Source organism: Streptomyces sp. NPDC040610, assembly GCF_055594065.1.
The window spans coordinates 459211-479473 of the sequence record NZ_JBVIXA010000008.1 but is presented as its reverse complement, the minus strand read 5'-3'; the positions used below and the strand labels follow the sequence as shown (position 1 = coordinate 479473).

The window sequence follows — 20263 nt, the reverse complement described above, 5'->3', positions numbered from 1 at the left end:
TGGAGTGGTCCATCTCTACAGCCCCATCCGTCGCTTCGAGGCCGCCGGGCGGACGTCGGCGAGCGACGTCACGACGTGGTCGACCATGCCGTACTCCTTGGCCTGTTCGGCCGTGAACCAGCGGTCGCGGTCGCCGTCGCGGGCGATGGTCTCCGGGGACTGCCCGGTGTGCTCCGCGGTGATCCGCTCGATGGTCCGCTTGGTGAACTCCAGGTTCTCCGCCTGGATCGCGATGTCGGCGGTGGAGCCGCCGACACCGGCCGACGGCTGGTGCATCATGACGCGCGCGTTCGGCAGCGCGTGGCGTTTGCCGGGGGTGCCGACGGTGAGCAGGAACTGGCCCATGCTGGCGGCGAATCCCATGGCGAGCGTGGACACGTCGTTCGGGATGAGGCGCATCGTGTCGTAGATGGCGAGTCCGGCGTACACGCCGCCGCCGGGGCTGTTGATGTACAGGCTGATGTCGGTGCGCGGGTCCTCGGCGGACAGCAGCAGGAGCTGGGCGCAGACCCGGTTCGCGGAGACCTCGTCGACCTGGGTGCCGAGGAACACGATGCGCTGGCCGAGCAGTTGGGCGGCGAGCTGGTCGTCGAAGCGGTTGGCGGGGGTGTCCCCGTCCTCGGCGCGCGGGGACGCCGACCTGGGCGTCCCGGCGGTGTGCGGCAGGGTGTACGGCGGTGTCATCGCACGGCCTCCTCGTCGTGGTGCGGTCGGTGAGACCCACTGTGGATCACGAGGAGGCGGCCCGGCCTGTTTCTCGGCCGTCGGCAGATTCGCCGAGGGCAGACGCGCTGCGGCGGCGCGACCCGGGTGAAGGGGTGCGGGACCGGCGCCCGTGGTGGCACGCCGGTCCCGCGGGGACGGCCCTACGCCTTGGGCCACCACGGCGCGGTGGCGTCGCGCAGTGTGTTGGTGCCGCAGTGCACCTCACCCATGCCGAGGTGGTACGTGTACCAGTCGTCGATGTAGGTCGTCTTGAAGCCCGCCTTCGCGTACACCGAGGTCACGGCGTCGGTGAAGATGTCGCGGCCGCCGATGACCGGGCCCCACTGCTGGGGCGCCAGGTAGCGCGTCGGGCTGAGCAGGACGCCGTTGACGGCGCCCGGAACGTAGGCGCTGTGCGTCCGGGTGGGTGCCCGGCGGGCGCCCGCGCCGTCGCCGCCGCGGTCCTTCTGCTCGTCGGCGCCGCGCAGCTGGTTGAACTTCTCCAGCCGGTCGGGACCCATGCGGCGCAGCTTGCGGCTGTCGCTGAGGGCGCTGCTCTCGTCCCCGTCGCGCGTGAACAGTCCGGGCACCTTGACGATCTCGTCGTCGGTGATGCCGGTCTCACGCTTGAGGATGTCGAGGTTCGCCTTGATGCGCTCGGCCGCCAGCTTGTTGTCGGCGTGGAACTTCGACGAGGCGAGGACCTTGTCGATGGTCTCCTTGGGCGCCGGGACATCGGGGGAACTCGGTACGGAGAACATCTTCTTGGCGCCGTGGCCGTCCCGCTTGGCCTTGGCGAGCAGCTCCACACCCATGGCCGGGTCGGCGACGCCTATGCGCCAGCCGCGCGGGGTGTCGGCGGGCAGGAACTGGATGAACTCGTCCACGTGGCCGACGGTCAGCCAGGACGTGTCGAGCAGCAGCGGCGCCTGCACGCCCTGCGACTTCAGGAACGTACGCATCGCCTTGGCGGGCTTGGAGCCGGAGTCGGCGCGGTAGCCCTGGATGATGCGTCCGGCGGGGTAGCTCTTGCCGTTCAGGGTGTACGGCGGGATGGTCTCCAGGTTGCCCATGGAGTTGAGCGTCCACTCCTCGCTGTCGCGCACCCCGTTGACCTGCACGACGCCGACGTCGGGTCCGCGCAGCTTCTCGAACAGCTCACGTCCGGCGTCCCGGTCCGGCTGCGCGGAGCGGATGAGGACGCGCATGGTGTGCTGCTTGCCGCCCGGGCCCGGGACGCTCGCGTAGGCCGGTTCGACGAAGTCCTGCGCCCAGGGGTCGGCGTACTTGGTGAACTTCGTCATGGGCTTGGTGATCCCGGCGTCCTTCACCTTCTTGGCGAGGGACTTGACGAACTTCTGCTGGGCGCGGCTGTAGGGGCCCTGGCCCTGCACCTCGGTGACGAGGACTTCCTCGGTGCGCTGCAGGTGGTGGTGGGTGAGGACAGGCGCGGTGCGCAGCACGACGTCGTCGGAGCGGGACGTGCCGCCGCCGGTGACGGTGAAGCGGACCTTCACCTCTCCGTTCCACTTCGCCGCGTCGCGCACCACGTCGGTCGCCTCGACGCCCAGCTCGACGCCGTCGCGCAGCTCCTTCGTGGTGAGCTTGTCGGTGGGCCGCAGCAGGGTCCAGCGGCCGTCGCGCTTGATGAACAAACGGGACTTCTTGGCGCCGACGCCGACCGTCTTGGCGGTGCCGTGGCTGCCCGCCGGGGTCTTGGGCAGCGGCACGGTCTTGAGCCGGGCCAGGTCGGCGGCGTCGCGCGCGCCGTTGACCTTGGTGTCCGACGCGTCGTTGCAGCGGGCCAGCTTGGCGTCCGTCAGGGGCTCGCCCTGCGCGTCCTTGACGGGGCAGCGCTTGGCGTCGTCGTCGACGTTCGGCAGGACGACGGCGCCCCGGGTCGCCGTCCAGGTGTTCTCGCCGGCCGAGTCGGTGGTGCCCTCGACGTCGACGGTGCCGTCACGGTTCACGTCGGCGCGCAGGTCGGGCACCTGGGGCGTGGCCTGGGTGCTGCCCGTCTCGGCGACGGCGGTCGCTCCGGTGGCGGCGAGCACCCCGGCCATGCCGGTGGCAAGGGCGGCGTTTCTCCATCTGTGCGTACGCACAGTTCCCCTCCTTGTTCTGGCCCCCTGGTCAATTGGTCAGGACGAGGGCCGTTGCGAAGGAAGAGTCATCTCGGGGGCGGGAGGTTGATGCGCGGAAGGAAGAGAGGGAAAAAATCCCGCACGGCCGTGGTCGGGGGCAGGATCGGGGGACGGGGGCAGGGTCGGGGGCCGGGGTCAGAGCTTGCGGGCGACGCCCCCGAAGTCGTCGACCTCCGCGGGGGCCGTGGATCCGCCGGGCTCCGGGCGCCATCGGGACACGGAGACCAGGCCGGGCTCGACGAGGTCAAGGCCGTCGAAGAACCGGGCGAGCTCCTCGGGGCTGCGGTTGACCCGCGGATTGTCGCCCGCCTCGTTCCACTGCTCGATCATCCGGCGCATCTGCTCGGGCCGGATCACCTCGGTGTCGTCGCACAGGACGAGGTGGCTGCCGGACGGCAGGGCGCCGGTCAGGCGGGCCACGGTCTCGTACGCGGAGTCGTCGGTGAGGTGGGCGGTGATGCCGAGCAGCATCAGGGCGACGGGCCGCGTGAAGTCCAGGGTGGCGGCGGCGCGTTCCAGGATGGTGCCGGGGTCGCGCAGGTCGGCCTGGATGTAGTCGGTCGCGCCTTCGGGGGCGCTGGTGAGCAGGGCCGCGGCATGGGCGAGGACGATCGGGTCGTGGTCGACGTAGACGATCCGGGACTCGGGGGCGTTCCGCTGGGCGACTTCGTGGGTGTTGTCCGCGGTGGGCAGCCCCGTGCCGACGTCAAGGAACTGCCGGATCCCGGCCTCGGCGACGAGGTAGGTCACCGCGCGTGCCAGGAAGGCCCGCTGGGCGCGGGCGATCTCGGTGATCTCCGGGTTGGCCGCCCGGATCTCGTCACCGACCCGACGGTCGACCTCGTAGCAGTCCTTGCCGCCCAGCCAGTAGTTCCAGATGCGCGCCGAGTGCGGCACGTTGCTGTTGATGAGCGATACGTCGTACGTCATGACGACTCCCCCTGGTCGATCGGCCCCTGCCCGCCCTCAACCTAGCCCGCTGTGGTCATGGCGTCACGGGAACGGAGGGGACCCCGGCACCGGCGTCGGGCCGGTAACAGAATTCGCCGAAACGCTTCTCCTGGTTCATGCGGGGCTGGTGGGCTGGCCGCGCTCAACTCACCGATCAACAGGAGGCGTGCGTGAATCTCGTCGTCAACGGCGACGCGGAGAGCGGGGCGGGCGGCACGGCCGACCCCGTCGCGACGGTCCGCGGCTGGAAGGTCGCCCAGGGAGCCCCGGCGCTCATCGCCTACAGCCTCGGCGGGGGCTACCCGACGCCCGCGGACCCCGGTCCGGCCCGGCGCGGCAGCCGGTTCTTCGCGGGCGGGAACAGCCCGCGGACCACCCTGGTCCAGGACGTCCCCCTGCCCCGGAGCGGCCCGACGGGGCGGCGCGCCGTCGACGCGGGCAAGGTGCGGTACACCGTGACGGCGTGGCTCGGCGGCTACGCGACGCAGGAGGACGGCGCGCGTCTCTCCGTGGAGTTCCGCGACGCCAAGGGCACCCCGGTCGCCCTCAGCGTCCTCGGCCCCGTCGGCGCGGCCGACCGCGAAGGGCGCACGGGGCTCCTTGAGCGCACGGCCGAGGCGGCGGTGCCGCCCACGGCCCGCTCGGCGCGGGTCCTCCTCGTCTTCACCCGCAGCGGCGGCGGAACCTCCAACGACGGCTACGCGGACGCCCTTTCCCTCACCCTCGAGCCCGCCGGAGACCGCCGATGACCGTCAACCGCCGTGACCTGCTGAAGTCCGCCGCGGCCGCCGGCGCGCTCAGCCTCGCCTGGCCGCTCGCCTCCGGCCTGACCCCCGCGCAGGCGCGCGAGGCGGCCGAGAACCTGGGCGCCGAGTACGACCGCGCGCCCTTCACGCTCGGCGTGGCCTCCGGTGATCCGCAGCCGCACTCGGTGGTGCTCTGGACCAGACTCGCGCCCGAGCCCCTGGCCGCGGAGCAGAGACTGCCCGAGGTCGTCGAGGTCGACTGGGTCGTCGCCAAGGACCCGGGGCTGCGGCGCGTCGTCGCCCGCGGCACCGCGCCCGCGTCCGCGACGCTCGGCCACAGCGTGCATGTCCCGGTCGGCGGCCTCGCGCCCGGGCGCCACTACTGGTACGCGTTCAAGGCGCTCGGCAGGACCAGCCGCGTCGGGCGTACGAAGACGGCGCCGCGCGGCCGCGTCTCCCAGGTGACCTTCGCGGCCGCGAACTGTCAGGCGTTCCACGACGGCTTCTACGCGGCGCACCGCGGGATCGCCCGCGAGAAGGTCGACTTCGTCGTCCACCTCGGCGACTACATCTACGAGCACGGCCAGGTCGGCGGCGTACCCGAGAAGCACGTGCGCGACCACGACGGGCCGGAGATCCTCACTCTCGCCGACTACCGCAAACGGCACGCTCTCTACAAGGGCGACAAATCACTCCGCGAGGCGCACGCGGCTCATCCGTGGTTCCTGACCTGGGACGACCACGAGGTGGTCAACGACTACAGCGGCACCGGCGGCGGCGCGCCGTTCATGCGGCGGCGCGCGGCCGCGTACCAGGCGTGGTTCGAGCACATGCCGCACCGCGACTCCTTCGGCGGGTCCGCCCTGCCCGACCCGGAGATCCACCGCGTGCGCCGCTGGGGCGACCTGCTCGAACTCGCCGTCCTCGACCTGCGCTCGTACCGCTCGGCGCAGAACCTGCCTGACGGCACGATCCTCGGCGCCGAGCAGAAGGCGTGGCTGAAGAAGACCGTCGACCGCGCCCCGGACGCCTGGCACGTCTGGGCCAACTCGATCATGCTGAGCCAGCTCCGGGGGCGGCCCGGCGGCTCGTACATGTTCACCGACCAGTGGGACGGCTTCCTCGCCGAGCGCAAGGAGATCCTCGGGCATGTGCACAAGAGCGGCCTGGAGGACCTGGTCGTGATCACCGGCGACTGGCACTCGGCGTTCGTCGACGATGTCCGCACCGACTTCGACCAGCCGGAATCCCCGCTGGTGGGCACGGAGTTCACCGCGCACTCGGTGACCTCCGGCGCGTACTCCGCGGAGTGGAACGCGGCCAACGGCCCCCTGATGGGCAAGGCCAACCCGCACTTGAAGTACTTCGAGGGCAACCGGTACGGCTACGACGTGTACGAGGTCACGCCGGAGCGGTTCAGCGCGCACATGCGGGTCATCGGCGACCGCCGCGACCCGCGCTCGCCCGTCAGCACGCTGACCACGTTCCATGTGGACCGGGGCAAGGCCGGTTCGTACGAGGACGAGGGCACGAAGAACTCGCCCGCGCAGTACCGCAGGGACTAGCACGGCGGCGGGTGAGCGCGGTCCGGCCCGTGTGCCGGGGCGCGCTCACCCGCCGTACCAGCCGTCGGCCGGCGCCCCGTCCGAAGGGTCGAAGGACTGGTGCAGGCCGACGAGCGCGCTCACCAGACGGGGGTCCCAGCCCTCCTCCAGGACCTGGTACTCGTCGGCGATGCCCCGGAAGACGAGGTGGGCGCGGCCCGCCCCGTCACGCCAGATCACCCGGCGGGGCGAACCGAAGCCGCCGTCTCCCTCGCCGAGCAGGGTCGTGATCGTCACGACCAGGGCGACGGACCATCCGAGGGGCCACCACACCGCCCACCAGAAGAGGCGGCCCTTGCGGCCCCGGACGGCGGGGCCGACGGTGGGCTCCACGGTCCACTCGGTCCGGCGGAAGGGGCGGCGGCGGTGGGTGATCCGGCCGAGCGGAGCGTCGTAGCCGTCGTCGACCAGGTACACGGCGTGCCCGCGGCCCAGTTGCCGTTCGGTCCGGACGCGGGCCATGGGGGGCATGCCGTCCACGGTGACGTGGAAGGTGCGTGCGGAGGTGCGCCGCCCGCCCGCCGGGGCCCCAGGGCCGTGGTCGTGCTCATGACTCAGCCAGGCCAGTTCGCCGCCGTCGCGCGACTTCTGGGGCGGCCGCCAGTTCACGATCTGCGGTGCGCTCCTGGTGTAGTCCACCCGGTACGCCATGAGCTGCTGCGCCAAGCCGTCCCTCTCCCCGATCTCCCCGATGTCCCCGTGGCTCCGCCAGTGCGGCGGTCCCACATGCTCTCACCCGGGTCAGGAGGGGCCGTTGGGGTCCCCGGGACCGGCGAGGCCCACTTCGTACGCGAAGATGATCGCTTGCGCGCGGTCCCGCAGGGAGAGCTTGGCCAGCAGGGCGTTCATGTGGGTCTTGACGGTGGAGCGGCCGATGCCGAGGGCCGCCGCGATCTCGGGGTTGTTGAGGCCGCGGGCCACCTCGCGCAGGACGTCGCGCTCGCGCCCGGTGAGGACGTCGAGGCGGCCGTCGGGGCGGGGCCTCGGGCCGACCGTGCCGGTGGCGAAGGCGTCGATGAGTCGGCGGGTGACCTCGGGGGCGAGGAGCGCCTCACCGGCGGCGACCGTGCGGATCGCGTCGACGAGTTCCTGGGGTTCGCAGTCCTTCAGGAGGAAGCCGGAGGCGCCGCCGCGCAGCGCGGAGAAGACGTACTCGTCCCGGCGGAACGTGGTGAGCACCAGGACCCGCGTGGGCGGCTCCGCCGAGGTCAGCAGGCGGGTCGCGGTCAGGCCGTCCACGCCCGGCATACGGATGTCCATCAGGACCACGTCGGGGCGGAGGACACGGGCGAGTTCCACCGCCTCGGCGCCGTCCGCCGCCTGGCCGACGACGGTCAGGTCGGCTTCGGCGTCGATCACGGCCGCGAATCCGGCGCGGACCACGGACTGGTCGTCGACCACGACCACCCGGACGGTCATGCGGGGGTCTCCTTCGGGGTGGGGGCGGGGGGTGCCGGTGAGGGCGGGGGGAGGGTGCCGGTCGGTGGGGCGGGGGCGGGCGTGGGCTTCGACTTGGGGGTGTTCGGGGCGGGGGCGGGCGTCGGCGGGGCGGGCTCGGGCGGGCGCTTCGGCCTGGAGGTGTTCGGGACGGGCGCGGGCGGCTGCTTCGGCACGGGCGCGGTGCGTGGGTCCGTCGGCGGGACGGGCTCGGTCTCATGCCCCGGCATGGGTACGTCCAGCGGTACGGCGGCGGGGCGCGACTCCCTGGCCGAAGCCCCCTCCGCCGCGCCTTCCGGACCGCCACCGGCCCCCCGCTCCTCCAGCGCGTCCAGCAACTCCCGCAGCCCCGCGAGCGCCCTGCGTGCGGCGCCCGTGACCTCGCCCAAGGCCGTCCTCGCCGCCACGGCCCCGGCGACGCCCGCCTCCGCATGGCGTACGAGCGCCACGGTGTGCTCCACGACCGTCGCGTGCAGGCCCGTCGCGACGCGACGCCGCTCACCGGCCACCGCCTCGCCCACCCGTGCGGCGACCGTGTCGAGCAGCCGCTGCTCCCAAGGTCCGCCCACGCCACGCCGCGCCCGGGTGAGGAGGCCGAGCGCCCAGACGGGCAGCAGCCAGGGCACGGTGGCGAGCCCGAGTGCGGCGAGCAGCGCGACCGCGCCGGGGCCCGCCGACTCCCCCGGATCGCCTGCCACCGCGAGCCCGACCGCGACACCTCCGACGAGGCCGACGGCGACGGGGGCGGGCCAGGTCGCGCGGGCCGGGCCGTAGGCGCCGACCGCGTGCAGAGCGGCCAGTTCCGCCGTCCACGCCAGGGCGAGCGGCCCCAGCCAGTCGGAGTCGAGCGGCCCGAGGGCGGCCGCCGCCGACCATCCGAGGGTCGTCGTCAGCATGGCCGCAAGAGCCGTGGCGGGTGCGCGTCGACGCAGGAACAGCGGGGCGGCGTGGACGATCAACAGAGCGTTGAGGGCCGCCAGTTGGGACAGTGTCGGGTCGGGCAGGAGCGGATCGGGACCGGCGTACGACAGCAGGAGCGGCAGCCCGGTGCAGAGGGCGAACAACACCGCGTCCACGACCGCGCTCCGCACCCGTGGCCGACCTCCCGGAATCGGCAAGGTCGCCTCAACACCCCATCCCCCGCTCCTGGTCGGCCCGGCGCTCACCGCTCCTCCCACGCCCAGGACCCGTTCCCGCATCCCCGCGAGCCCCCGCCCCGTACCCGTCGACGCGCCCCCGCCCGCCGACAGCCCGTCCCCCGGCCTCCCGTTGACCACCATGACCGTCAACTCCCCGGCCCCGTACCGCAGCCACACCGCGACGGGTGCCCCGGCCGCGTACCGCATCGCGTTCGTCAGGGACTCCTGGACGACGCGGTACGCGGCAACGGAGATGTCGCCCGGGAGCGGGCGGGGGCGGCCTTCGGTGCGGTGGGTGACGGGGAAGCCGAGGCGTTCCAGGCCCGCGCACAGGTGGGGGACGGACTCGTGGGGCGCGCCCGCTTCGTCCGTGTCGTCGCCCACGACCGCGACGAGTCGGCCCAGTGAGGCGAGGACGTCGCGGCCGGTGGCGGCCGCCGAGGTCAGGGCTTCGGCGGCCAGTTCGGGGCGGCTCCCGGCGAGGCGGAGGGCGGCGGCGCTCTGGACGGCGACGGCGGTGAGGTGGTGTCCGGCGGCGTCGTGGAGATCGCGGGCGAGGCGTTCGCGTTCGGCGTTCGCCGCCGCACGGCGTTCGCGCTCCACGGCGGCGAGGCGGCCGATGACCATCGCACGGCGGGCGGTGCGGTGCCTGCGGAGGGTGCCGCACAGCACGATCAGGAGGTGCAGCAGGGCGCCCGCGATGAGGCTGTCGAGCAGGGGGCCGGGGGCGTCGAATCCCGTGCCGACTCGCGTGTCGGATCCCGTGTCGGGTCCCGCTCCGTCGCCGATGCCGGGTACGGGGATCCCGTGCAGCGGGAGCACGGCGGTGGCGAGGGCGGCGGCCCCGAGCGCGCGCCTGGCGGTGCCGTGTGCGGCCTGCGAGAACAGGGCGACCCACAGGGCGCAGGGCAGCGCGGGCGTCAGCGCCGCCTGCGGCAGCAGTGCCTCCGCCGCCCCGTCGGCGACGAGCGCCACACCGAACACCGGAAACGGCGCGACCCTGCGCCACAGCAGCCCGACGGCGCCCACCGCCATCGCGAGGACGCCGACCAGGACCTGCCGGACCGCCCGGCCGTCGGCGCCGCCGGACCCGGTCAGGACCCCCGCGAGCACGAGCACCACCAAATGCCCCGTGAGCAGCACGGCGGGCACCGCCGCGTCGGCGGCCCCCGGCCATCCGCGTACCGCTCCCCGTCCCACGCTCCGACCCTACCGGCGCCCTTCTCCACCCATGGGTGGAGAAGGCCTGGGCCGGGCGATCGGGACGGACTTCCTGCTCGGGCAGGACGTCCGCGAGCCCGCGCCACGGTCTGCTGGAGGCATGAGCATCGACCGACGCACAGCCGTCGCCGGAGGTCTCGCCGCAGGGCTCGCCCTGACCGCGACGGCCGCGGCGGCGAGGACGACGGCGCCCGGCCGCGACCGGGACGCCTCCGTGATCACCGTTCCGGGCGAGTCCCCGACCCGTTCCAGCATCCCCACGGCCCGGGACCCGAGGGCATCGGGCGGCGCGCTCCTCGCCCTGGCCACGGCCGAGCCCCCGCCGCCGCCCCGGGGTTGGTACGCCACGTACACCGTGAACGTCCCGACCGCCGGGCCCCACCGGATCGAGGCCGTCGCGACGGTCCCGGTGGAGCAGCCGCACATCGAGGAGACCGGCTCGTACTTCCGGCTCGCCGTGAACGGCGGGGCGTCGTGGGCGGTGACGCGCTCGCAGCCCTACTGGTACGAGTCGCCGAAGGCGTGGGGCGACCTGTCACGGCTCGCCCTCGGCGACGTGGAGCTGCGGCGCGGCGTCAACACCCTCACGTTCACGGTCGACGGGCCGACTGTCCTGGACGACTACAACGGATACCGGTTCCTGCTCGACGAGTTCACGCTCACGCCGGTCCCGGTCGGGCTGCGCTCCGTGCGGCTGCGGGGCCCGGCGAACAACCTCGGCCACTACCGCGGTGACGCCCCGGCGGAGCTCCGCTTCGGCCTAAACGGAGCGGCGCCGCGCGCGGCGACCGTGGCGTACCGCGTCCTCGACTACTTCTCCCGGCAGGTGGCGTCCGGCGCCGTCCCGATCCCGCCCGGCGCCGGGACGGCACACGCCTCGCTCCCCGTGCTGCCGCCCGGCAACTACCGTGCCGTCGCGGCGCTGACGTCGGCCCCCGAGGACACCGTCACCGGCTGCTTCGCGCGCCTGCCCGCGCGCCGCGCCCCACGCGGCCCGGCCAACCGCTTCGGCGTGAACGTCTTCACGCACGCCCTGGTCCCGCCTCCTCTCGTGCCCGCCCTGGCGACGGCGATGGAGTCGATGGGCATGCGGTATGTGCGCGACGGCAGCGCCTGGCCCGCGGCCCAGCGCGAGCCGGACGGGCCGTTCGACAGCGGCCTGCACGAGGCGGTCGTCGAGGCGTTCCAGAAGCGTGGCCTGAAGGTCCTTGAGGTCGTCTCGCCGCCGCCGGACTGGGCGTTGACGCAGACCTCCGTGCCGCTGCCCGCCGACCTGCGGCACGCCTACCGCTACGGCGCGCACCTGGCGGGCCGCGGCAAGCAGGTCGTGTCCGACGCGCTCCAGCTGTCGAACGAGCCGGACGTGGACGACACGGCGAGCACGGGCGACCAGCACGCCGCGTACGTGAAGGCGGCGGCGCTGGGCATCGCCGATCAGCCGGACGCGCCGCCGGTGGTCCTACCGGGGATCGCGGGGGAGGGTGTGTTCCAGGAGCTGATGCTGCACAACGACGTGGTGCGGTACGCGGACGTGTGGAGCTTCCACGGCTATCCGCCGCTGGACGACGCCGACCCGGACTTCCCGTCGTCGGCGGAGGACCAGGCGGAGCTGCGGGAGCGGTTCGGGGCGGCGACGCCGCTGTGGATGACGGAGTCGGGCGCGTTCCTGCCGTCCGGGCCGGGCGCGGACCCGGCGTACGCGACGCAGCGCACGCAGGCCCGCTATCTCGTTCTGTCGACGGTGGAGAGCCTGGCGGCGGGCACGGAGCGGCAGTTCTGGTTCTGCGGGCCGCCGTGCACCGACGAGGGCGTGTCGTTCGCGCTGCTCAGCCGCGACTTCCAGCCGCTGCCCGCGTTCAGCGCGTACGCGGCCCTGACCGGGCTCCTCGGTGAGGCCAACTACGCGGGCCTGCTTGAGGAGTTGCTGCCGCACGCGGTCGGGTTCGTGTTCGGGGACGGGGCCGGGCGCACGGTGACGGTGGTGTGCGCGCCGCAGCCACGGGACGTGGACGTGCCCGTGCCGGACGGTCCGACGCGCGTGTACGACATCATGGGCGCCGCCTGCGGCACCCCGGCCCGGTCGGCTCGTGGCACGGTACGCGTCGCCGCGTCCCGCGACCCCCTCTACCTGGTGACCGACGCGCCCCCGCCCCGCCGCCCGAGGCCCCCGGCGGGCGACGACCGCGTCCGGGCCCGGCCGCTGTCCGCCGCGGAGCACATCGTCCTCAGCCAGCGGTACGCGTCCGCGAACGCCGCGCCCAACAAGGAGGACGGCGACGCGGAGCCGCCGCTGGGCTACCGACTCGGCGCGTCCACGCGCATGACGGTCGACGTCTACAACTTCAACACCTCCGCGCAGACCGTGACGGTGTCCGGACGGGCCTTCGGCGACTGGTCGGTGACACCTCGTCAGACACAGGTGCGGGTGCCCGCCGGGGGCCGGGTCGGCGTGAAGTTCACGGTCACGGCGGGCCCGAAGGCGCGGCCCGGCGTCGATCTGCCCCTCGTCTTCGAGGCCGACCTGGGCGGTGCGGCGGTGCCACCGTCCGTGGCCCGCATCCAACGCCGCCGGGACCGGCCGCACCAACGGCCGGGCAGGCAGCCCGCCCTCGCTCCGGTGATCGACAAGGTCACGCCGAAGGACGGCACCCAGGTCACCGGCCCGACCGTGCGGCTCACGGCGCGGATCACTGACGCGGTGTCGGGCGTCGCCGCGGAGCGGATCAGCGTGGAGGTGGACGGCGAACGAATCGCCCACCGCTTCGACGCGGCCAGCGGCGGGCTGACGGCGACGGCTCGGCTGCGGGCGGGGCGGCACACGTTCCTGATCCGCGCGTTCAACCACGCGCATGCTCCGGTGGCGCGGTCGGTGATGGTGCGGGTGCGGGGCTGAGGCTCGGTGTCGACCGGGGGCCGGACCTGATCCGGCGGGGCGGCAACCACGCCGGCCGAACCGCTGACGCCTTACGGGCGCGACCTGCTGGTCACCCGAAGGGCGGCCTCGCGGCTGGGCAATGCCTTGGCCTGGGTACGTCATGGCGGCGGCTGACCGTGTGACCGGTCGCAGCGGGCGACGGGTGCGGGCGTGGCGGACTCAGTCGTCCGTGTTCGGGACGCCGAGCCTGACCCGGTAGCCGCCGTCCGGTGTGGGGCCCGCGTGGAAGGTGCCGTGCAGCAGGTCCGCTCGCTCGCGCAGGCCGATGAGCCCCTGTTGGGAACCGGGCAGGGGCAGGGAGGGGCGCCCGGGCGGGCTGTTGGTGACCGTGACGCCGAACTCCGTGCCGTCGTCCCACAGGTGGACGCGGGCGCGGGCGCCCGGCGCGTGCTTGCGCACGTTGGTGAGCGCCTCCTGCACGGTGCGGTACAGGGTGCGCTGCGCGGGCGTCGCGATGTCGGGCGGCAGCGCGCCGGTCAGCTCCGCCTCGATGCCACTGGAGCCGACCAGGGCCCGGAGGTCGGCGAGGGTGGGCTGCGGCGTGAGCTCGGTGGCGCGGCCACCGGACGCGCGCAGCAGCGTGACCATGTGCCGCAGCTCGTCGAGGGTGTTGACGCTCAGGGAGCGGATCGTACGGGCCGCCTCCCTCGAGTCGGTGTCCCTGGCGGCGACCTGCCAGGCGCCAGCCCGCACCGCGATCAGCGACACCTGGTGCGAGACGACGTCGTGCATCTCGCGGGCCAGCTGCGCGCGCTCCCGGGCGAGCACGGCCTGCGCGTGCAGCGCCCGCTCGTGCTCGCGCACCTCGTCGATCTCGGCCAGGCGGCGCGAGAGGTCCCGGCGCGCCTGGGTGAGCTGGCCGAGCAGCACGGGCGCGGCCGCGGTCGTCAGCGTGTAGACGAAGTAGATCAGGGTCCGGGTCTGGTCGTCGGACGTGAGCGAACCCGGCGGCCAGGGGAAGGCGGACGCGGCGGCCGACAGGGTCGCGCACGCCGCGAGGAGCCTGCGGTCCCGGGTCCGGTCGGCCAGCGTGAACAGGGCGGCGAACGGCGGCACCGTCAGCTCGACCATCAGACTGGACGGCAGCGTCAGCAGGACGACGGCGAGCGGGAACCGGCGCCGGAGGACCAGCGCGGCGCAGGCCACCGCCGCCGCGGTCAGGGCCTCCGGGGTCTCGTCGTAGAAGTCGGTGGTGAAGCCCATGTCGATCACCGCGCAGACGACGATGATCAGGTCGATGAGGTACGGGGGGAGGCGGCGTGGCCACGGGGCCTTGAGTGCCGCGAGCGTCCCCGGCCGGTCGGCCGACGGCCGTGACGCCCGGCGGTCCGCTGAAGGGAACGAGGCCCGGCGGTCCGCCGCGGCGCGCGACGCTCCCTCGTCGTCCGCCCGCTCGCTCACCGCGGCTCCTCCGCGCGGCCCTCCGCGTCCAGGAGCCCCGCGCGCTCGGCGAGCAGGGCCGCCTGGACGCGGCTGGTGACGCGGAGCTTGGTGAGGATGGCGCTCACATGGTCCTTGACGGTGCCCGCGCTGAGGTGGAGGCGGGTGCCGATGTCGGCGTTGGTCAGCCCCTCGGCGATGAGGACGAGGACGGCGCGCTCGCGGTCCGTGAGGCGCTCCACGCGGGCCCGGTCGGCGCCGGACGCGCCGCCGCCGGGACCCGGATAGGCGCGCATCATGGAGCGCGAGGCCTTGGGTGACATCACGACGCCGCCCGCGGCGAGGGTGCGCACCAGCTGGGCGAGCTGGTCGGGCTCGGTGTCCTTGAGCAGGAACCCGGCCGCCCCGGAGCGCAGCGCGGTCACGATGTACTCGTCGGTGTCGAAGGTGGTCAGCATCGCCACCACGGGTGCCTCGGCCAGTGACCGAAGCTCCCGCAGGACGGTGAGGCCGTCGACGTCCGGCATGCGGATGTCGAGGAGTACGACATCGGGGAGCTCGCGCCGCACGGTGTCCACGGCGTTGCCTCCGGCGGCGGTCGCGACGACACGCACGTCGTCGGCCGCGTTCAGGATGAGCTCGAACCCGGACCGCACCAGGGCCTCGTCGTCCACCACCACTACCCGGATCACACTGTCCCGCCTCGCCGTCGTGGTCACGCGGACCGGCCGACCGGCCGTCCGCGAGGGGGCCGCCCTCGTGATCGTCCCCGGACGACTCTAGGCGGCGGCGTCGGCGGCGCACGGGGGCGGTCCCGTACGGCAGCCACCCGGCGTGGGGGTTCCAGCCGTTCGGGGGGAGAGGCGGGCCAGGCGGCGGAGCGGTGCCGGACGACTGCCGGATATTGTGCGCGGTTCCCGCCGCCAAGGCTTGCGGACATGACACAGAACGCAGTGGCACCGGCCCCGGCAGCGGCCGCGCCGCCGGTGGCCGACGCGCGGTCGACCGGCCGTCTCATAGGCGTCGACCTCGCCCGTGGCCTCGCTGTCTTCGGCATGTACGCGGCCCATGTGGGTCCCGACCCCGCGACGGCGGGCGGTGCCCGGGGGTTCGTGATGGAACTGGCCCACGGCCGGTCGTCCGCGCTCTTCGCGTTCCTCGCGGGCTTCTCCGTCGTCCTGATGACGGGGCGCCGGGCGCCGAAGACCGGCCGCGCGGGCCGCCAGGCCGTGGCGAAGGTCGCGCTCCGCGCCGTCGTGCTCCTCGCCCTCGGCACCGCCCTCACCATGACCGGCACACCGGTCGAGGTGATCCTCGCCTTCTACGGCCTGTACTTCCTGCTCGTCCTGCCGCTGTACCGGCTGTCGGCGCGGACGCTCGCCGAGATCGCCGTGGTGACGGCGCTCGTCCTCCCCCAGCTGCTGTTCTTCATCGCGCGAGCGGTGTACGAGGACGGCGCCCTCGGCGGTGGCGCCACCGGCCCCCTGGCCTGGCCGCGCACCGCGGACGGCCTGGTCCCGCTGCTCTTCACGGGCTCCTACCCGGCCCTGTCCTGGCTGCCGTTCGTCATCGCGGGCATGGCCGTGGCGCGGCTCGACCTGACGGACACCGCCGTCCGGATCCGCCTCGCCGCCACCGGCGTGGGCCTGGCCGTGCTCGGCTACGGCGGGTCCTGGTTGGCGCTGCACCACCTGCCCGGCGTCGCGCGGGCCCTGCACGACGCGGGCTTCCCGGCCGGCGGGACGGGCACGGCCTGGTGGTCCGACGTGGCGGGCTGGCCCGAGGAGGACACCTGGGGCTGGCTGTTCGTCGCCGCTCCGCACAGCGAGACGACCCTGTCGATCGTGGCGAACACCGGCGTGGCCGTCGCCGTGCTCGCCGCCTGTCTGCTCGCCGTCGACGCGCTGCCGCGCTTCCGGCGCCTGGCAGGTCCGGTGATCGCGGTCGGCAGCATGTCGCTGACCGCGTACGTCCTGCACATCGTCGCCATCCGCTTCCTCGGCGGGGACGAACTGCCGCAGTCGACGCTGATGCTTCTCGGCTTCGTCGCGGGCGTCACCGTGTTTGCGGCGCTGTGGACGCGGTTCTTCCGGCGCGGCCCGCTCGAGGCGCTGCTCCAGCGCGCGACCAAGGTCGCGGAACGCGTTCCCTGAGGGGCCGCACGCCCCCGGCGTACGACATCGGTGGCACGGGGGAACCCGTCTCGGAACCTGCGGATCAAGGGTTCCGAGACGGGTTCCGGGTGTCAGTCGTCCCAGCCGAAGTACTCCGGCTGCGTCTGCACGTTCAGCTCACGCATCCGGACCCGCTCGGCGGGCTTGGTGCGCTTGTCGTTGAGCTTCAGGACGTCGAAGCCCTTGACCATGTCGTTCGAGTAGATGTGACCGTTGTAGTAGTACGCCGACCAGGAGCCGCCGCCGACGAGTTGATCGGCGGAGATGGGGCCGCGCTCGAAGTAGGCGATCTCCTTGGGCTTGGTGGAGTCGGTGAAGTCCCAGACGGAGACGCCGCCCTGGTACCAGGCCTGGACCATGAGGTCCTTGCCCTTGACGGGGATCAGCGAGCCGTTGTGGGCCACGCAGTTCTCTGTGTCGGCCTGGTGGCGCGGGATCTTGAAGTAGCTCTTGAAGACGAGCTTGCGCTTGTCGCCCCAGCCCTTGATCTCGTAGATGCCGTCGGCGCCGCGGTTCGGACCGATCTCGGCGTTGCAGGTGGCGCCGCCGCCACCGCCCAGCTCGTCGGTGAACACGACCTTGTCGGCGCGCTGGTTGAAGGTCGCCGAGTGCCAGAACGCGAAGTTCACGTTGTCCTGGACGCGGTCGATCACCTTGGGACGTTCGGGATCCTTGATGGAGAACAGGATCCCGTCACCCATGCAGGCGCCCGCCGCCAGGTCCTTGGAGGGCAGGACCGTGATGTCGTGGCAGCCGGTGGTCTTGGAGACGCCCGGGTTGGTGGGCCCGCCCGGGTTGCCGCCGCCGTCCGGGCCCTCGCCCGGGAACAGCACGGGGAAGCCGACGACCGCGGCCTTGTGCGGGGCCTTGCGCGGCACCTTGATGACGGAGATGCCGTCGTGCGGCGGCTGGCAGTCGGGGAACGACGCGCTCGGCGCGTACGAGGAGACGTACACGTAGACGTTGCGGCGCTCGGGGACCAGCGTGTGGGTGTGCGAGCCGCAGGCGGTCTCGACAGCGGCGACGTAGCGCGGGTTCTTCTTGTCGCTGATGTCGAAGACCTTCATGCCCTCCCAGGACGACTTCTCCGTGGCGGGCTGCGTCGTGCTGGAGCAGGAGCTGTCGCTGCGCGAGGAGTCCGTCGACAGGAACAGCAGGTCGCCGGAGACCGACACGTCGTTCTGCGATCCGGGACAGAGGACCTGCGCGACCGTCTTGGGCTTCTTCGGGTTGCTGATGTCGAAGATGCGGAAGCCGTCGTAGTTGCCCGCGAAGGCGTACTTGCCCTGGAAGGCGAGGTCCGAGTTCGTCCCGGGCAGCGCGTCCTTGGGGATGTTCGTCAGGTGCTCGATGTTGTCGGAGTGGACTATCTCGTCCGGCGCCGGGATCTTGCCGTCGGATATCGCCTTCCTGGTGTCGGCGGCGTCGCTCTTCGAGACCTTCTTGGGGGCCTTGGGGGTGTCACCCGGGTCCGGGGTCGCCCCGGCGGGCGCCGCGGTCAGCAGCGCGGCCAGCAGCCCGGCCGCGGCCGCGACAACTCCCAGGCGTCTGCGGCGCGTTCTGGGTTCGTTCAACAGGGTCACTGCGTCCTCCCTTGTGCCCGTTCAGGGGCGAACGGTTCACGGACACCCGCAGTATCGTGCTCCTCATGTACAAATCAACAGACGGCAACGCAGTCGTAATGAACATTTCTGATCACTGATGCTCATCGGCGTGCTAGGACGTACCCAACCGCCCCGCGCGCCACAGGAGGTCGCCGTGCCCCACCGCCGTACGTCCGCCGCCCGTACGTCCCCCGCGTACGCCGGGTCCGTCAAGCGCGCCCACGTCGCGACCGGACTGCTCACGGCGGCCGTCCTCGCGCTCGGCGCCTGCGACTCCGGCTCGGACTCGGACTCCGGGATCAAGGCCAAGTCCCCTTCCTCGACCGGGCCTTCGGTCATCGCGCCCGGCAAACCGGGCGAGACGGCGGCGACGCTCTCCGCCGAGGACGCCGCAAAGAAGAGAACCGACGACGACAGCCCGAACTCCGCCGACTTCGAGTACGTCGAGAAGATGATCCCGCACCACAGCCAGGCCCTGGAAATGACCCAACTCGTCCCGAAGCGGGCCAAGTCCACCAAGGTGAAGCGTCTCGCCGACCGCATCACCGCCGCCCAGAAGCCAGAAATCGGCGCGATGGAGCGGTGGTTGAAGGTCCACGCCAAGAAGGGGAAGGCCGGGGCGAAGCCCTCGAAGCCCGGACATGGCGGCCATGACGGTCACGGCGACCACGCGGGCATGCCGGGCATGGCGACCCAGGCCCAGCTCAAGCAGTTGCGCGCCGCCAAGGGCGAGGCCTTCGACCAGCTGTTCCTGAAGCTGATGATCACCCACCACACCGGCGCGGTGACGATGGCCACCGACGCGCTCTCCCAGGGCAACAACCTGCTCGTCGAGGAGATGGCCAACGATGTCGTGGCGCAGCAGACGAGTGAGATCAATCGGATGCGCGGGATGGGCTGATGGGGCACGCCGCGGCGCCCGGGTGAGGTGACGGCCTCATCGGCCGCGAGGTTGAGGTGGGTCGTGCGCAGGGACGCGTGACCGGAGGCCCGGGGCCGCCGACACCCCCGGGCGCGGGCGCCTAGCGGCGGTGGTGGCCCGACATCAGGAGCCCGGCGTCCCGCGCCCCCGCGATCAGGCGCAGCGACTTGCGGCGGCTGCGCCCCGTCGCGCGCATCACGGCGAGCACGGGGTCCTCGCCGTCGGCCAGCGCCCCGCGATAGGCCTCCGCCGCCACGTTGCGCACCGCGCTGCCGCGCCGCGCGGACGGGCGGCCCCGGCGCGCGCCCGGCGGCTCCTGGGCGGGGCCGACGCCGTCCCGGCAGAGCGCGTCGGCGGTTCCGTGCCGGTCGACCAGGCCGCGGAAGGCGTCGTTGAGGGGGCCCTCGATCCGTGCGGCGAGCGCCGCGAGGTCGTCCAGGGGAAGCGGAGGTCGGGCGCGCACCTCCTCGATGGCGATCCGGCCGTCCGAGACGACCGCGAGGACGTCGGCGCCGCGGGGCGCGTCGGGGCAACACCCGCCCTCGGCACCGCCGTCGCCGATGCCACCACGTCCGGTGCCGCCACCGTCGCCGCCGAAGGCGAGGTGCACGTGGAAGAGCGACGGCGGGGCGTCGTCCCGCAGCGCCTCACCCCCCGACCACCCCTCATCCACACCCCTGGCCCACCCCGTCGGCCAACTGGGCCCGTCCGCCACGGCCTCCGCCCGGCCCTCCGCACTCCCCGCCGACGGCACACCCCACCCCTCCGACGCACCCGCCCCCACACCCCCCGCGTCCACCCACCACGACGACACCTCGACCAAGCCCTCCTCCCCCGACCATCCGACCCCGGCCACCCCTGGGACCGCCCACCCCTCCAAGCCGTCCGCCCCCGGAGCGGCGTCCCCTTCCGCACCGGCCGGACCGGCCACCAGCCCATCCACCCCCGCCAGCCCCGCAGGCCCCACCCTGCGCAGCTCCCCCACCCCGCCGTAGATCTCCGGGCCGCCCGAACCCGACTCAGGCATCCACGCCGGTGCCTCCCCCTGCGGCTCCCGCCAGGTCCGCCCGCCATCCGATCGGAAATGATAATTCTCGTTGCGATATGAACCTTTCTGCACAGTCGCACGGTAGCCGTACAGTCACATTCCGCCAGGAACGGCGCGCGCGAGGGTGCGGGGCACGGCACCCTGACAGCGGCACACGGCTCGCGGGCGCCGCCACGCCCGCCTCCGCGCGTCGCGGCACATCTCCCCCTGGGCGCACAGGGGTGCGATGCTGATGCCAGGCGGGCAGCAGCCG

Annotated in this window: 15 protein-coding genes; 5 read left to right on the top strand and 10 right to left on the bottom strand. The window is 73.3% G+C overall.

The window, feature by feature from the left end; translation table 11 throughout:
- Positions 1-15: 15 nt before the first annotated feature.
- The 3 genes from ACZ6AA_RS27780 to ACZ6AA_RS27770 form a co-directional block, all read right to left on the bottom strand.
- A complete protein-coding gene (locus tag ACZ6AA_RS27780; protein WP_468456606.1) occupies positions 16-684 on the bottom strand; it encodes a ClpP family protease in 669 nt (222 codons plus the stop codon).
- Positions 685-866: 182 nt separating this feature from the next.
- Positions 867-2768 carry a protein-arginine deiminase domain-containing protein gene (locus tag ACZ6AA_RS27775; RefSeq protein ID WP_471460672.1) on the bottom strand — a complete coding sequence of 634 codons (1902 nt, stop codon included), beginning with the start codon at positions 2766-2768 and terminating at the stop codon, positions 867-869.
- 216 nt (positions 2769-2984) lie between these two features.
- Positions 2985-3779, bottom strand: coding sequence for an SAM-dependent methyltransferase (locus tag ACZ6AA_RS27770; RefSeq protein ID WP_471460649.1), 795 nt, complete (start codon positions 3777-3779; stop codon positions 2985-2987).
- A 191-nt stretch (positions 3780-3970) separates the two neighbouring features.
- Here ACZ6AA_RS27770 and ACZ6AA_RS27765 point away from each other — a divergent pair, with 191 nt between their 5' ends.
- A complete protein-coding gene (locus tag ACZ6AA_RS27765) occupies positions 3971-4549 on the top strand; it encodes a phosphoesterase (RefSeq protein WP_468456603.1) in 579 nt (192 codons plus the stop codon).
- Positions 4546-6111: an alkaline phosphatase D family protein gene (locus ACZ6AA_RS27760; protein ID WP_471460648.1), complete on the top strand. Its 1566-nt coding sequence runs from the start codon at positions 4546-4548 to the stop codon at positions 6109-6111. The genes ACZ6AA_RS27765 and ACZ6AA_RS27760 overlap by 4 nt, the downstream gene beginning before the upstream one ends.
- Positions 6112-6156: 45 nt before the next feature.
- Here ACZ6AA_RS27760 and ACZ6AA_RS27755 read toward each other — a convergent pair whose 3' ends face one another.
- The 3 genes from ACZ6AA_RS27755 to ACZ6AA_RS27745 all read right to left on the bottom strand — a co-directional run bounded on the left by ACZ6AA_RS27755 (position 6157) and on the right by ACZ6AA_RS27745 (position 9926).
- Positions 6157-6816 carry a hypothetical protein gene (locus ACZ6AA_RS27755; protein ID WP_468456599.1) on the bottom strand — a complete coding sequence of 220 codons (660 nt, stop codon included), beginning with the start codon at positions 6814-6816 and terminating at the stop codon, positions 6157-6159.
- A 75-nt stretch (positions 6817-6891) separates the two neighbouring features.
- Positions 6892-7569 (bottom strand): response regulator, encoded by a 678-nt coding sequence (locus tag ACZ6AA_RS27750; protein ID WP_468482760.1) that lies wholly within the window; start codon positions 7567-7569, stop codon positions 6892-6894.
- Positions 7566-9926 carry a sensor histidine kinase gene (locus ACZ6AA_RS27745; RefSeq protein WP_471460647.1) on the bottom strand — a complete coding sequence of 787 codons (2361 nt, stop codon included), beginning with the start codon at positions 9924-9926 and terminating at the stop codon, positions 7566-7568. The genes ACZ6AA_RS27750 and ACZ6AA_RS27745 overlap by 4 nt, the downstream gene beginning before the upstream one ends.
- Positions 9927-10047: 121 nt before the next feature.
- Between ACZ6AA_RS27745 and ACZ6AA_RS27740 the strand changes: the two genes are divergently transcribed.
- Positions 10048-12840, top strand: coding sequence for a hypothetical protein (locus tag ACZ6AA_RS27740; protein ID WP_471460646.1), 2793 nt, complete (start codon positions 10048-10050; stop codon positions 12838-12840).
- Between the two features lie 201 nt (positions 12841-13041).
- On the opposite strand, the gene ACZ6AA_RS27735 is transcribed toward ACZ6AA_RS27740, so the two are convergent.
- A complete protein-coding gene (locus ACZ6AA_RS27735; protein WP_468456971.1) occupies positions 13042-14085 on the bottom strand; it encodes a sensor histidine kinase in 1044 nt (347 codons plus the stop codon).
- A 194-nt stretch (positions 14086-14279) separates the two neighbouring features.
- Positions 14280-14954, bottom strand: coding sequence for a response regulator (locus ACZ6AA_RS27730; protein ID WP_471460645.1), 675 nt, complete (start codon positions 14952-14954; stop codon positions 14280-14282).
- Positions 14955-15200: 246 nt separating this feature from the next.
- Here ACZ6AA_RS27730 and ACZ6AA_RS27725 point away from each other — a divergent pair, with 246 nt between their 5' ends.
- Positions 15201-16415: a DUF418 domain-containing protein gene (locus ACZ6AA_RS27725; RefSeq protein WP_468456589.1), complete on the top strand. Its 1215-nt coding sequence runs from the start codon at positions 15201-15203 to the stop codon at positions 16413-16415.
- A gap of 92 nt (positions 16416-16507) precedes the next feature.
- On the opposite strand, the gene ACZ6AA_RS27720 is transcribed toward ACZ6AA_RS27725, so the two are convergent.
- Positions 16508-18019, bottom strand: a complete 1512-nt coding sequence (locus ACZ6AA_RS27720; RefSeq protein WP_468456587.1) for an LVIVD repeat-containing protein — start codon at positions 18017-18019, stop codon at positions 16508-16510.
- A 175-nt stretch (positions 18020-18194) separates the two neighbouring features.
- On the opposite strand from ACZ6AA_RS27720, the gene ACZ6AA_RS27715 reads away from it, so the two are divergent.
- Positions 18195-18941: a DUF305 domain-containing protein gene (locus ACZ6AA_RS27715; protein WP_471460644.1), complete on the top strand. Its 747-nt coding sequence runs from the start codon at positions 18195-18197 to the stop codon at positions 18939-18941.
- A gap of 121 nt (positions 18942-19062) precedes the next feature.
- Here the strand turns inward: ACZ6AA_RS27715 and ACZ6AA_RS27710 are convergent, their stop codons facing one another.
- Positions 19063-19989: a DUF6214 family protein gene (locus tag ACZ6AA_RS27710; RefSeq protein ID WP_471460643.1), complete on the bottom strand. Its 927-nt coding sequence runs from the start codon at positions 19987-19989 to the stop codon at positions 19063-19065.
- Positions 19990-20263 lie beyond the last annotated feature (274 nt).

Bases quoted from the DNA above. Each gene is read 5' to 3' on its own strand.
- ACZ6AA_RS27760 (WP_471460648.1), top strand. From the start codon at position 4,546: ATGACCGTCAACCGCCGTGACCTGCTGAAGTCCGCCGCGGCCGCCGGC.
- ACZ6AA_RS27775 (WP_471460672.1), bottom strand. From the start codon at position 2,768: ATGGCCGGGGTGCTCGCCGCCACCGGAGCGACCGCCGTCGCCGAGACG.
- ACZ6AA_RS27735 (WP_468456971.1), bottom strand. From the start codon at position 14,085: ATGGGCTTCACCACCGACTTCTACGACGAGACCCCGGAGGCCCTGACC.
- ACZ6AA_RS27725 (WP_468456589.1), top strand. From the start codon at position 15,201: ATGACACAGAACGCAGTGGCACCGGCCCCGGCAGCGGCCGCGCCGCCG.
- ACZ6AA_RS27750 (WP_468482760.1), bottom strand. From the start codon at position 7,569: ATGACCGTCCGGGTGGTCGTGGTCGACGACCAGTCCGTGGTCCGCGCC.
- ACZ6AA_RS27780 (WP_468456606.1), bottom strand. From the start codon at position 684: ATGACACCGCCGTACACCCTGCCGCACACCGCCGGGACGCCCAGGTCG.
- ACZ6AA_RS27770 (WP_471460649.1), bottom strand. From the start codon at position 3,779: ATGACGTACGACGTATCGCTCATCAACAGCAACGTGCCGCACTCGGCG.
- ACZ6AA_RS27710 (WP_471460643.1), bottom strand. From the start codon at position 19,989: ATGCCTGAGTCGGGTTCGGGCGGCCCGGAGATCTACGGCGGGGTGGGG.
- ACZ6AA_RS27740 (WP_471460646.1), top strand. From the start codon at position 10,048: ATGAGCATCGACCGACGCACAGCCGTCGCCGGAGGTCTCGCCGCAGGG.